Here is a 12949-nt window from a genome sequence, read left to right as displayed (position 1 = left end):
TCAACGGGCACTCAGCACTCGATGACGTTGACCGCGAGGCCGCCCTCGCTGGTCTCCTTGTACTTCGTCGACATGTCGGCGCCGGTCTGGCGCATGGTCTCGACCACCGCGTCGAGCGACACGTAATGGCTGCCGTCACCGCGCAGCGCGAGGCGGGCGGCGGTGACCGCGGTCGATGCCGCGATCGCGTTGCGCTCGATGCAGGGGATCTGCACGAGTCCACCGATCGGGTCGCAGGTGAGTCCGAGGTGATGCTCCATCGCGATCTCGGCGGCGTTCTCGATCTGCCGATTCGTGCCTCCCATCACCGCGGTGAGACCGCCCGCGGCCATCGCGCACGCCGATCCGACCTCGGCCTGGCATCCACCCTCTGCGCCCGAGATCGACGCGTTCGCCTTGAACAGCGACCCGAGCGCGGTCGCGGTGAGCAGGAATCGCCGGATGCCGCGGCGACGATTCGCCTCGGCCGTCTGGTCGGCATCGATGTCGGCCTCGTGCGCCGCGGCGGCACCGCGGGCGTCGGGCCCGAATCCGAGCAGGGCGCTGCCGACCAGCTCTCCGTAGGGCGTGACGGCGTTTCCCGCACCGAGCCCGGAGTCGGCCAGGAACCGCCACCAGTACATCGCGACCGCGGGAAGGATGCCGGCGGCACCGTTCGTGGGAGCGGTGACCACGCGACCGCCCGCGGCGTTCTCCTCGTTGACCGCGAGCGCGAAGGCGCCGAGCCACTCTCCCGGAAGCTCACGGTGCCCGTCGGCCTCGACCTCGTCGAGCTGCGCGCGGATCGTGCCGGCCCGACGCTTCACCTTGAGCATGCCCGGCAGCACGCCGTCGGAATGCAGACCGGCATCGACACAGGCCGACATCGCGTTCCAGATCGCATCGAGTCCGGCGGCGACGTCTTCCTCCGTGCGCACCGAGGTCTCGTTCAGACGCGCGACCTCGGCGATCGAGAGACCGTGCTCGTCGCACAGGGCGAGCAGCGACGCCGCATCCGTGTAGGGATAGGGGAACGAGGACGCGGCGATCGGCGCCCCTTCGCCCTCGCGACGGATGAACCCTCCGCCCGTGGAGTAGTAGGTCTCTTGCGCCACCGACGTGCCGCCGGCATCGCGCGCGACGATCGTCATGGCGTTCGGGTGGCCCGGCAGTCGCGTGCGCGGGGCGAACACGATGTCGGTCTTCGCGAACGGGATCACCTGCGTGCCGTCGAGGGTCAGTGAGCCGCCGATCGGAAAGTCCGTCCACGCCGAACGGACATCCGCGGGGTCGCAGGTCTCGGGTGAGAGCCCGCGCAGACCGGCGACGACGGCGTCCGGTGTGCCGTGCCCGATCCCGGTCGCGCCGAGCGAACCGAACAGGGTGCACTCGACCCCGGCGACGGTGTCCAGAGTCCGATTCGCGCTCAGTCGCTGCACGAAGTCGAGCGCCGCTCGCATCGGCCCGACCGTGTGAGAGCTCGACGGTCCCACACCGATGGAGAACAGATCGAAAGCCGAGACATACGCATTCACGCGTCCAGGTTACGCCGCATCGAGTCGCCGGGTTAACCCCCGCTAGCCTGTTCCCGTGAGTGATGACACCGGAATCCTTCTCTTCCTCGCCCTCGGCGTTCTCGTACTGATCGCCATCGTCGTCCTCGGCGTGCTCAGCTCGCGGCGCAAGCGGACCGCGACGACGCGCACCTGGACGGTGAGCACCGGATGGATCGGCGAACAGCCCTTCCTCCAGAGCAGCGACCTCGCCCCCGACGACACGCGGCAAGAGGAGCTGTTCCGCCAGACCTATGAGGTCGGCGGCAGCCTCACGATCACCACGGCAGACGAGAACGGTGAGCCGGTTGAGCGCGAGGTGCACGTGTCACGCATCGGCCGCAGCCTGCGGGCCGGGTTCCCGCAGGCGAAGATCGGCGTGACCGCGTACTTCCGGGAGTGGGAGGGCAGCGAGTTCCCCGTCGCGTTCGCCGTGAAGGGGACCGACAAGGTCGTCGAGATCGCGATGGATGCGGACGGTGTGACGGCTCGGGATGCCGCTGGTGCGAGTATCTGGGCCTCGCCGTGGTCGACGCTGCTCTTCTCCAACGGCCCCGACATCGTGCTCGCCGGCGGTGGCAGGACCGTCCGCGTCGAAGACACCGACGGTTCGGATCTCGAAGAGCTCCTGATCAAGTACGGCACCCTCACGCAGATGCACTTCTGATCACCCGTCAACCCCCTTCGCACGCACGGAGGACGGCGGCATCCTGATCGTGACGAATCACGAAAGGGTGATCATGACGAACAGCACACCGGACCAGGAGCCACAACAGGCGGAGTCGGTCGAGCAGGCCGACCCCGAAGAAGTGCCCAGCACCGAGCAACTGCAGGAGCCGAGCACCGAGAAGGACCCGGGTGAGGAGCCGGTCGCACCGAAGCGTGATGAGCCGGAACCCGATCACGAGGCCGTCGGCATCGGTGTGATCGACACCGAGGAGCCGCAGGCCGACTGACCTGCAGCTCCTCGAAGAGCACGAACCGGGTGACGATTACTCGACGAGCTTGCCCGCGGTGTCGACCTCGCGCATGAGCTCGGCGATCTCGACGGGGATCTCGGGGATCGCCTCGTGCGTGATGCCGTCGCGGGGGCTCCAGACGAGGTTCACCTGCAGCGTCGGGTCGGTGTCGGGGAAGTCGCTGCGGTTGTGGCATCCGCGAGTCTCGCGACGTTCCAGCGCGGCCTCCATGGTGGCGCGGGCGGCGAGCGCCGAGGCCTTGAGATCGAACGCGTGCGCGAGGTCCTGGAACCCGGCGATGTCGGGGTGGATGCCGATGTCTTCCATGCGCCCCTCGATCATGTCGAGCTCGGCGAGACCCGCCCGCAGACCCTCCTCGTCGCGGACCACGCCGGCGTACTCGGTCATCGTGTTGCGGATGGCGCGCTGCAGGGCGCGGACGTTCTCGCGACCGTCGGCGGCGAGCAGATCGGCGATCTCGGCGCGTGCCACGGCCACTGCCTCCGCCGAGCGGTTCTGCGCCTCGAGACCCGCCGCATGCTCCATCGCGGCCTGTCCGACGATCCTGCCGTAGACGAGAAGCTCGATGAGCGAGTTGCCGCCGAGACGGTTCGCGCCGTGGAGGCCACTGGAGGCCTCGCCGATCGCGTAGAGGCCCTCGACGTCGGTCTGGTGATCCTCCGGACGCACCCACACTCCACCCATCGAGTAGTGCGCGGTCGGCGCGATCTCGATCGGATCAGTGGTGATGTCGAGCATCTGCAGCTCCATCATCGTCTGGTAGACGCGCGGCAGACGGGTCATGATCACTTCGCGCGGCAGGTGCGAGACGTCGAGCCAGACGCCGCCGTTCTCGGTGCCGCGCCCCTCCTTGATCTCGGTGTACGCGGCGAGCGCGACCCGGTCGCGGGTCGACAGCTCCTGACGCTCCGGGTCGTACTTCGGCATGAAGCGCTCACCGAGGGCGTTGCGCAGCACCCCGCCCTCGCCACGAGCAGCCTCGGAGATCAACGTGCCCGCGGCGTTCTCGGGCTCGATGATGCCGGACGGGTGGAACTGCACGAGCTCGGGGTCGCGCAGACGGGCGCCGGCGTCGACCGCGAGGCGGAAGGAGTCGCCGGTGTTCTCGTCGCGACGCGAGGAGGTGCGGCGCCAGATGCGATTGTGTCCGCCGGCGGCGAGGATCACCGAGTCGGCGTGGATCAGGTAGCGCGTGCCGTCGGCCTGGTCGAAACCGTAGGCGCCGAAGATCACGTTATCGCGCACGAGCAGGCGCGTGATGTAGACGTTGTCGAGGATCGGCACCTCGAGCTGCTCGGCCTTGCGCACGAGGGTGCGCTGGATCTCGAGGCCCGTGTAGTCGCCCGAGAAGGCCGTGCGGCGGAAGGTGTGCGCGCCGAAGAAGCGCTGCGAGATGCGGCCGTCGTCCTCGCGGGCGAAGTCCATGCCCCAGCGTTCGAGGTCGCGGATGCCGCGCTCCGCTCCCTGCGTCACGATCTCGACCGTGTGCGGGTTGGCGAGCAGGTAGCTCTCCTTGATGGTGTCGGCAGCGTGCTGCTGCCAGGTGTCGGCTTCGTCCATCGTGCCGAGGGCGGCATTGATGCCACCGGCGGCGAGGGACGTGTGGGCATCCTGACGGGGGCGCTTGCCGACGGCGAGGACATCGACACCGTGTTCGGCGATCTCGATCGCCGCCCGCAGCCCGGAGCCTCCGGTTCCGATGACCAGGACCGTAGTGGAGATCTGACGTTCGCGTGTACTCATGAGATCAACGCTAGTTAGGTCACCCTAATACCGTCCAATGCATAGTTCTACTGGTTTCGATAGACTGGGCCTATGAATCTGGAGCAGCTTCGAGGATTCGTCGAGATCGCACGGCTCGGTCATTTCACCCGAGCGTCCGAGCACCTGCATCTGGCGCAGCCGTCGCTCAGCCGACAGATCTCCACACTCGAGCGAGAGCTCGGAACCGAACTCTTCCACCGCGCGCGCGGACACATCACGTTGACCGCGTCTGGTGATGCCCTGCTCCCCCGCGCGCAGCGCATGCTGGCCGAAGCCGAAGCGATCCGTGAGGAGATGGGTGAGCTCGCGGGACTCCGCCGCGGTCGGGTGCGCCTCGGCGCCCCGCCCACGCTCTGCATCAGCCTCGTCGCCGAGGCGATCAGCACCTTTCACTCATCCCACCCCGGCGTCGACCTCCATCTCATCGAGAGCGGTTCCCGCGCGCTGGTGGAGCAGCTGGCGATCGGCGCGGTCGACATCGCGCTCATCACCGAGTCCGACGGTCCCCCGCCTTCCGGCTTCAGCCTCACGAGAACGCCGCTCCTCACCGAAGAGCTCGTCGTCGTGTCGGCGGCATCCCGGGCTCCGATCGCGGTGACGCCGTCGATCGGGCTCGACTACCTCGCCACGCTGCCCCTCATCGCCCTCGACGAGACCTACGAGCTGCGCGCGGCGACCGACGCCGCTTTCCGCTCGGCCGGGCTCACACCCAACCACGTGCTGGAGGGCGCCGAGATGGATGCCGTGCTCCGTTTCGTCGAGCGCGGAATCGGCGTGGCCGTGGTACCCGCGATGGTGCTGCTCGATCAGCCGGCGCTGCGCTCGGTGCGCCTCACGCATCCGATGATGACGCGTGTGGTGAGCCTCGCCCACCGATCCGACGTCACTCCCGCCGTGGCCGTCGCTGCGATGCGCGACGTGATCCTGTCGACCGCGGTCGAGGTCGCACACCGCGACCCCGCCATCACCTCACTGCTCGACTGATTCCGCTGCTCGACTGACCTGCCGAGACAACCCCGCCGCGATCTAGACCTTCGCGCCGACGAGCTCCTCGCGCAGGATCGCCGCGCCCGCGCTGAGCGCGGCCAGCTTGCCTCGTGCGACCGAGCGCGGCAGCGGGGCCATTCCGCAGTTCGTGCTCGCGATCAGCTTGTCGGCATCCACGTAGGCGAGCGCGTCGCGAAGGGTCTCGGCGACCTGCTCCGAAGTCTCGATCGTCTCGCTGGCCACGTCGATCGCTCCGAGCATCACCTTCTTGCCACGGATGAGTTCGAGCAATTCCAGCGGCACGTGGGAGTTGCGGCTCTCCAGCGAGACGGTGTCGATCGTGGACTGCTGCAGCAACGGGAACGACTCCTCGTATTGCCGCCACTCCGCCCCGAGCGTCGCCTTCCAATCGGTGTTCGCCTTGATGCCGTAGCCGTAACAGATGTGCACGACGGTCTCGGCGCGCAGGCCCTCGGCCGCACGCTCCAGTGCCGCGACACCCCAGTCCTTCAGCTCGTCGAAGAAGACGTTGAAGGACGGCTCGTCGAACTGGATGACGTCGACGCCTGCGGCCTCGAGCTCGCGCGCCTCCTGGTTGAGGATCGTCGCGAACTCCCAGGCGAGCTTCTCGCGGCTCTTGTAGTGACGGTCGGCGAGCGTGTCGATCATCGTCATCGGACCGGGGAGCGCCCACTTGATGGGCTGGTCGGTCTGCTGACGAAGGTACTTCGCATCCTCGACGAACACGGACCTCTGACGACTCACGGCACCGACGACGGTGGGCACGCTCGCGTCGTACCGATTGCGGATGCGCACCGTCTCGCGCTGATCGAAGTCGACACCGTCGAGGTGCTCGATGAACGTCGTGACGAAGTGCTGGCGGGTCTGCTCGCCGTCGCTGATGATGTCGAGGCCGGCCTGGCGCTGCTCCTCGACAGCGAGGCGCAGCGCATCCTGCTTGCCTTCGACCAGGGTCGTCGCCGGCAGCCGCCACGGAGACCAGAGGGTCTCCGGCTGCGCGAGCCACGACGGCTTCGGAAGGCTGCCGACGATCGACGTGGGGAGAGAGTGTTCATGATCGTGATCCTTCGCCCGTCACGCGACCGGAGTCGGGTAGTTCGCGGCCCACCGGTCGAGCACGTCCTTGTGCGGCTCGATGAAGTGCTCCGCCGTGTGCTTGCCCTGCGCCCGCGCGAGCTGGTTGCGCTCTTCGCGGTCGTACGAGACCTTCGTACCGCGAGTAGTCGTGCTGGTCGAGGGTCGGCCGGTAGGTGCTCGCGGCAGCCGAGTTCGCGTTGTAGATCTCCGGACGGTAGATCTTCTGGAACGTCTCCATCGTGCTGATCGTGCCGATCAGCTGCAGGTTGGAGTAGTCCGCGAGCAGATCGCCCCGGAAGTAGAACGCGAGCGGCGCGACGCTTCCGGGAGGCATGAAGTAGCGCACGTTGAGACCCATCTTGCCGAAGTACTCGTCGGTCAGGGAGTAGTCGTCCTGCTGATACTCCACGCCGAGGATCGGGTGCTGGTTCGCGGTGCGCTGGTACTCCTTGCTCGTCGAGACGCTGATGCAGATGACCGGCGAGGTCGAGAATCGCGCCTGGTAGGCGTCGGATGCGAGGAAGTGCTGGAAGAGCTTGCCGTGCAGAACGCCGAACTCATCGGGCAGGGTGAACTTCCCCGCAGCCTCCGTGACGGCCGGCAGCAGCACGCTGAAGTCGTAGTCGCGCACGTACGAGGAGAAGTTGTTCCCCACGATGCCGTGGTGACGCTCGCCGGTCTGCCGGTCGAGGATCTGGATGTCGAGGACCTCGAGGAGAGGGAACTCCTGATCCTCATCGCCCGCCGTGAACTCCAGCTCGACCGAGACGATCTCGAGCTCGACGGTGTAGCGGTCACGGGTCGGGTTGTCCCAGTGCGCGAGATCGTTGAAGCGGCGGTCGATCATCGTCAGGGCGTTGCGGAGGTTCTGCTGGCGGTGTTCACCGCGAGCCAGGTTGGCGAAGTTCGTGGTGATGCGCGAGTTCTCCGACGGCGCGTAGTCCTCGTCGAAGCGAGTGGTGGAGATGTTGAACGTGAACTCGTTCGCCATGATGGGCCCATCTGATAGCGGTGAGCGGCCCGGTCGGCCGCGCGGAAGTCTGTACAGCCATGGTGCATCCGCGAGTGGAATATCGAGTAACTCGCCGGGGCTATGCATTGTTATAGCCTCTACCTATGGCGCGCGGATCCAACAGCATCACCCTGCAACAGCTCCTGTATTTCATCGAGGTCGCGGCGGAAGGGTCGATCAGCGCGGCCGCCGATCTGCTCTACGTCTCGCAGCCGACCATGTCAGCGGCGATGAAGGACCTCGAGGCACGCATCGGCCGCACCCTCTTCCTGCGATCCGCCCGCGGCGTGACGCTCACCGACGACGGCGCGGAGTTCCTCGGCTACGCGCGGCAGGTCACCGAGCAGGTGGAGCTGCTCGAGCAGCGCTACCTCGGCCGCCCGCCCTCCCGCCGTCTGCTCGGAGTATCGGCGCAGCACTACTCCTTCGTGGTCGACGCGTTCGTGCGCATGGTGAAGGGCAGCAACGCAGCCGAGTACGAGTTCTCACTGCGGGAGACGCGCACCTGGGACATCATCGAAGACGTCCGCACGCTCCGCAGCGAGCTCGGCATCCTCTACCGGAACGACTTCAACGGCAACGTGATCGACAAACTGCTGCGCGACTCCGGGCTCGCGTTCCACCCGCTCTTCCTCGCCGAGCCGCACATCTTCATCTCACGGAAGAACCCGCTCGCCTCTCGCGAGAGCGTCACCCTCGACGACCTCGCCGAGCTCCCGCGGCTCACCTTCGACCAGGGCGCGAACAACTCGTTCTACTTCGCCGAGGAGATCCTCTCGACCCTGTCGAGCAAGCAGGAGATCCGGGTTTCCGACCGCGCGACCATCTTCAACCTCATGATCGGTCTCGACGGCTACACGATCTCGACCGGCATCATCAGCGACGACCTCGACCCCGAGATCGTCGCGATCCCGCTCGACGTCGACGAACGCATCGAGATCGGCTGGATCGGCCAGTCCGCGATCCCGCTCACCGAGCAGGCGCAGCGCTACCTGGAAGAGCTGCGCGCCGTGGTGGCGGGGTTCGGGGTGGAGCTGCTGGGGTAGGAATCTGGCTCCAGAGCAGACGCAACCTGGCGATGCCTCCTCCGCGCAGGCCACCACTTGCGGGAGTAGTACACGACCACGCCGATGATGAAGAGCACACCGGCCCACGGCCCCCAGAGCCATCCGTAGGCGAAGGCCTCAACGTGAACGATGTTGTTCTCGTCGTCGTTGAGGAAGCCGTGCGGACGGTACGACGCCCGCACACTTCCGTCGGACTCGGGCCATCCATCCAACTTGACGTTTGTCTTGCGAATCGTTCCATCATCACTCGTCCACGTTCCGATGCTTCGACAGCCGCCCTTCGCCCTTTGCTCGCAATCGGTCTCCTGGAAGGTTCCCCAGACGATCGGTTCATCGGCGGTGGATGCTGCGTCGATCCCCAGGATGACCGCGCACACCAGCAGCGCGCCCATCACAACCATGAAGAGCGCCTGTCCCGCGATGCGCACCGGCGCGTGCCACCGCCGCCCGACCGGGCGGGGCGTGTCACGTCGAAGGGTCACCCTCGACCTCTTGCGCTCGCTCTGGCTCGACGGCGCATTCCCCTATCGGACGTTTCAGATATCGGTCGTAGTGCTTCACCAACAGCCTCCGACTGCCGCCACGACTTCCAGGACTCGAGAACAGCGTGAGGGCGATCGAAAGCTTCATCGCCGACTGTCACGTAGGTGCTTCTCATGAACGAAGGCAGCAAGGATCGCGTGCGTACGTATCGCGCACCGGAACCGATGATTCGCCAGATCAGATCTTGAGACCAGCCCTGGCTCAGCTCTCGATCGGCCTCATTGTCGCCCTCGTAGTGGATCCACTCCTGCGACTGCCACTCGAGCCGAGGCGAGACGCAGATCGTGAAGGTGTCGCAGATGACGAACCACTGTATACGCGCGGCGCCGGAGTCGCGTGGAGTGAAGTTGATCTCATAGTCGACCGAGCCAACCGGCCCGTGCTCGTCGATCGTTACAAACTCACCGAACTCGGACTTCACGTCGCTCGCAACGCTCTTCATGAACGCCATGGAATCGACCATCATCGACGCTCCCTCGAACTCGGTGAATAGATCGACTCGCTCATAGTATTGGCAGGCCTCGTCGCGGGTCAGCTCGGGGACTCGAAACACGCCGCGCGGAAGCCCGCGGGGAGCGTCGAGTCTTGACCTCTCACGACGTCGCCCTCAACGCAGAAACGGCCTCCACCGAAGTGGAAGCCGTTTCAACTGATGTGCGCCCGAAGGGACTCGAACCCCTAACCTTCTGATCCGTAGTCAGATGCTCGCCTATTTCGGGCACTCCGTTGTCACCAGCAGATCCGCGTGAACCCCCGCTATTTCTGGATTCAGAGATCGAAACCTTCTGACTGAGTGGACAGGTGTAGACTCGCTTGGACATTCCAGAATGCCCGTGAAATGCCCAACGAGAGGGAGACCATGGCCGAGACCAAGCGCAAGTACAAGGCCAACCGCGAGGACTTCGGCACCATCCGCGTACGCTCCAACGGCAAGTTCCAGGCCAGCTACGTGCACCAGGGGACGCGGTTCTATGCGCCGATGACGTTCTCCACTAAGACCGATGCCAGAGGCTGGCTCTCGTCTCAGCGCGCTGACATCGAGCGCGGTCGATGGGTGAATCCTAAGGCGGTCAGGGCCGAGACCTTCGGGCTGTACGCCACCACGTGGGTGGAACAGCGCCTCTCCCCCAAGGGCGAGCCCCTCCGCCCCAAGACCCGCACCGAGTACGAGAGGCAGCTCCGGAAGGGCCTAGCAGTATTCGCAGCCGACCGCCTCACGGCCATCACGACAGCACGAGTCCGTGAATGGCACGCCGACCGCATGAAGGCCGGGAAGACCGCCGCAGCCGCAGAGGCGCGACTCCTCCGCGCGATCATGACCGACGCGGAAAAGGACGGCATCGTGAGCATCAACCCGGTCCCGGCCAAGCTGACCAAGACCAGCGCGGGTAAGATCTACCGTCCGCCGACCGTGGACGAGCTGGCCACCCTGCACCACCATGTTGACGACCGGTTCAAGCTGGGCGTGCTCATCGCTGCATATGGCGGTCTGCGCCTGTCTGAGTGGCGTTCCCTGCGCCGCAGCGACCTGACGCCGGTCGATGGCCGGTATCGCATCCTGGTAACCCGACAGGCCCAGTACGTGACCGGCCAGGGTTGGATCGTTGGCCCTCCGAAGAGCGCCAAGGGTGTGCGAGCCGTGACCCTCCCGAGCTGGATGACCGACGTCATCGACAGCCACATGACCGAGCGCGTCGGCGAGTTCGCGGAGTCCCTTCTGTTCGCCCCGAGGGGTGCCAGCGAGTTCATCCATGACTCCGCGTTCAACGAGTCCTGGGTGCCCGCGCAGGACGCCGCTGGAGTCCGTGGCCAGGTACGCGAGCACGATCTCCGCGACTTCAACGCATCGCACCTCCTGGGGGCTGGAGCGAACCCTCTGGAGGTCCGCGACCACCTGGGGCACGCCAACGTGCGCACCACCGTTGACCACTACCTGCACGTCGTCAACGACCGCGCCGCCGAGCTGGCCGACCTCATGCCGATCCTGCCGAAGGTGAAGCCGTCCAACGTCACCAGGCTTCCGGTCGATGTCGGAGACGGCGCTCATGATGAGTCGAAGCTGGCATAAACGACTCATCGGAAACGTTGATCGAAGGTAAGCCGTCCATCTGTCATACTGTCGAGACCAAGGAAAGGGACCGGCCATGTCTTCCGTGACCGAAACATCCGTTAGCGATCTTGTGCAGGATCTCCCCACCGCCGAGGAGATCACCGAGACCTTCGACCGACTGGGTCTCGCGGGCTCAGGGCCGAGTGGGTACAACTACATCTCTTCATGGAACTCGGTACAGCCGACGCATGTTTTTGACGTGGTGCGAACTAGCACGTCCGCGCCTCGTTAATGCCTAGCTGGCCCGACGTCCAGACTGCAGTCCAGCAGCACGGAGGACCGCATGATGCGATCCGTCGAGGGTTCCTAGTCCAACTGCACGAGCTGACCGGTCGGAACGTCATTATTTATTACTCCGGCTGGCTAGAGAAGCAGAACCTCATCGCCGCGGGCATGCAGGGCTTCGAGATCAACGACGGCGACAAGACCGGCTTCATGAGCACGGTTCACCAGCTCGACCGCTCAAAGGGCCTGGACCTGATCCTCCACACTCCGGGTGGAGACATCGCCGCATGTGAGTCGCTGGTTGACTACCTGCGAACGATGTTCAACAACGACATCCGTGTGATCGTCCCCCAGCTTGCTATGTCGTGCGGAACGATGATCGCGCTCGCGGCCAAAGAGGTCGTCATGGGCAAGCATTCGAGCCTTGGCCCGATTGACCCCCAGATCGGCGGCATCCCTGCTCACGGCGTCATCGAAGAGTTCGAACAAGCCAAGCGGGAGATTCTCGCGGACCCGACCAGCATCGCGGTCTGGCAGCCGATCATCGCCAAGTACAACCCCACCCTGGTGGGCGAGGCTGCAAAGGCGATCAAATGGTCCATCGACATGGTCGATCAGTGGCTCCAGACAGGAATGTTCGTCGGCCAGGCCGATGCCGCTGATCGATCCAAGAAGATCCTCGACGAACTCGGGAGCCACGCGCTCACGCTCTCGCATAGCCGACACATCTCGCTGAAGAAGGCGAAGGAGTTGGGTATCAAGGTGACGGTCCTGGAGGACCACCAGAAGCTACAAGACCTCGTACTCGCCATCCATCACGCATGTACTCAGACTCTGACCGAGACAGCCGCGTTCAAGATCGTTGAGAACCATATGGGCGTGGCAGTCATCAGCGTGGTCAACGGCGCGCGCTAGCAGCAGATGCCTCCGGCCAGGCCGCGAGTCTGGTGATCTGTACACGATCATCGTCGTCATAGACGGCAAGCCCGGCTTCCACGAGGTCGTGATTCGAGATGTTCGTGATCTTCTCATCGCCGTCACGCATGGTGCCTTCCCGATACAGCAGGTCCTCACGCGCGACGTAGCTGAAGAGCTCCGAGATGACCTCGAAGCTGATGCTGTGAAGACGTCGTGCGCGGTCTCGATCCGACACGAACATCACCGCGGTTGTCTCGTCCTCCGCCAAGAAGATCTGGAACACGAAGCTGTGGATGACCTGGTTACACAGACGGGCCACGTTGATCTCACCCCTTGTCGGCTTTTCCAGGTCATAGAAGTCTTCAGGAGTGAAGCGGTCGAGGGTCATGGGCACGCGGCCCGTCAACGGAAACTGGACCACGGGATAACGCCGAGCACCGAGCAATGATGAAGTCTTACCTGAGTCCATCAGACGACGGATCGCATATGCGCCCATCATGATGTCCCTTTCCGCGAGGAAATAGGTCCGGTGCGTCCAACGTTGCTGGGTGCTCCAGCGACGCAGACGCGCTGACGACTTCTGAAGCTCCTCGCGCCATGGTCCTGAATCACCGATCATTCACCGAGTGTGCCACCGTCTGCGGTCAAAGGCTCCACTCATGCCGGGGGTGGCCTAGAGTGGACACAAGCCGCCGCTCTGTGGGACGAGCGGG

The 12949-nt window shown here is 65.2% G+C and carries 11 protein-coding genes, 1 tRNA gene and 2 pseudogenes; 6 read left to right on the top strand and 8 right to left on the bottom strand.

Features of this window, described 5'->3' with window-relative positions:
• Window positions 1-11: 11 nt before the first annotated feature.
• Window positions 12-1514 (bottom strand): L-serine ammonia-lyase, iron-sulfur-dependent, subunit alpha, encoded by a 1503-nt coding sequence (locus P0Y60_04945; GenBank protein WEK62104.1) that lies wholly within the window; start codon window positions 1512-1514, stop codon window positions 12-14.
• Between the two features lie 55 nt (window positions 1515-1569).
• On the opposite strand from P0Y60_04945, the gene P0Y60_04940 reads away from it, so the two are divergent.
• The gene (locus tag P0Y60_04940; GenBank protein ID WEK62103.1) at window positions 1570-2199 is read left to right on the top strand and encodes a hypothetical protein; all 630 of its coding nucleotides are present in this window, start codon (window positions 1570-1572) and stop codon (window positions 2197-2199) included.
• Between the two features lie 73 nt (window positions 2200-2272).
• Window positions 2273-2488, top strand: a complete 216-nt coding sequence (locus P0Y60_04935; GenBank protein WEK62102.1) for a hypothetical protein — start codon at window positions 2273-2275, stop codon at window positions 2486-2488.
• Between the two features lie 36 nt (window positions 2489-2524).
• Here the strand turns inward: P0Y60_04935 and P0Y60_04930 are convergent, their stop codons facing one another.
• Entirely contained in the window at window positions 2525-4255 is a 1731-nt protein-coding gene (locus P0Y60_04930; protein WEK62101.1) for an FAD-binding protein, read from the bottom strand.
• A gap of 72 nt (window positions 4256-4327) precedes the next feature.
• On the opposite strand from P0Y60_04930, the gene P0Y60_04925 reads away from it, so the two are divergent.
• Complete coding sequence (locus P0Y60_04925; GenBank protein ID WEK62100.1) at window positions 4328-5260, top strand: LysR family transcriptional regulator; 933 nt, start codon at window positions 4328-4330, stop codon at window positions 5258-5260.
• 42 nt (window positions 5261-5302) lie between these two features.
• Here P0Y60_04925 and P0Y60_04920 read toward each other — a convergent pair.
• Both P0Y60_04920 and P0Y60_04915 read right to left on the bottom strand, forming a co-directional pair.
• Window positions 5303-6328 (bottom strand): annotated as a pseudogene (locus P0Y60_04920) (methionine synthase).
• Window positions 6329-6358: 30 nt separating this feature from the next.
• Window positions 6359-7352: pseudogene (locus tag P0Y60_04915) on the bottom strand (DUF1852 domain-containing protein).
• 125 nt (window positions 7353-7477) lie between these two features.
• On the opposite strand from P0Y60_04915, the gene P0Y60_04910 reads away from it, so the two are divergent.
• Window positions 7478-8419, top strand: coding sequence for a LysR family transcriptional regulator (locus P0Y60_04910; GenBank protein WEK62099.1), 942 nt, complete (start codon window positions 7478-7480; stop codon window positions 8417-8419).
• On the opposite strand, the gene P0Y60_04905 is transcribed toward P0Y60_04910, so the two are convergent.
• The 3 genes from P0Y60_04905 to P0Y60_04895 form a co-directional block, all read right to left on the bottom strand.
• Window positions 8362-8868, bottom strand: a complete 507-nt coding sequence (locus P0Y60_04905) for a hypothetical protein (protein WEK62098.1) — start codon at window positions 8866-8868, stop codon at window positions 8362-8364. The genes P0Y60_04910 and P0Y60_04905 overlap by 58 nt on opposite strands.
• A gap of 50 nt (window positions 8869-8918) precedes the next feature.
• Window positions 8919-9449 carry a hypothetical protein gene (locus P0Y60_04900; GenBank protein ID WEK62097.1) on the bottom strand — a complete coding sequence of 177 codons (531 nt, stop codon included), beginning with the start codon at window positions 9447-9449 and terminating at the stop codon, window positions 8919-8921.
• 189 nt (window positions 9450-9638) lie between these two features.
• Window positions 9639-9705, bottom strand: a tRNA-OTHER gene (locus P0Y60_04895).
• A gap of 116 nt (window positions 9706-9821) precedes the next feature.
• Here P0Y60_04895 and P0Y60_04890 point away from each other — a divergent pair.
• Both P0Y60_04890 and P0Y60_04885 read left to right on the top strand, forming a co-directional pair.
• On the top strand, window positions 9822-11051 hold the full coding sequence (locus P0Y60_04890) for a site-specific integrase (GenBank protein ID WEK62096.1): 1230 nt from the start codon (window positions 9822-9824) through the stop codon (window positions 11049-11051).
• Window positions 11052-11324: 273 nt separating this feature from the next.
• Window positions 11325-12233 carry an ATP-dependent Clp protease proteolytic subunit gene (locus P0Y60_04885; GenBank protein WEK62095.1) on the top strand — a complete coding sequence of 303 codons (909 nt, stop codon included), beginning with the start codon at window positions 11325-11327 and terminating at the stop codon, window positions 12231-12233.
• Here P0Y60_04885 and P0Y60_04880 read toward each other — a convergent pair.
• Window positions 12217-12855 (bottom strand): hypothetical protein, encoded by a 639-nt coding sequence (locus P0Y60_04880; GenBank protein ID WEK62094.1) that lies wholly within the window; start codon window positions 12853-12855, stop codon window positions 12217-12219. The genes P0Y60_04885 and P0Y60_04880 overlap by 17 nt on opposite strands.
• Between the last annotated feature and the right edge of the window lie 94 nt (window positions 12856-12949).

Origin of the sequence: Candidatus Microbacterium colombiense (assembly GCA_029203165.1) — a bacterium.
Taxonomy (GTDB): Bacteria; Actinomycetota; Actinomycetes; order Actinomycetales; family Microbacteriaceae; genus Microbacterium; species Microbacterium colombiense.
This window is presented reverse-complemented; position numbering and strand designations above follow the sequence as displayed.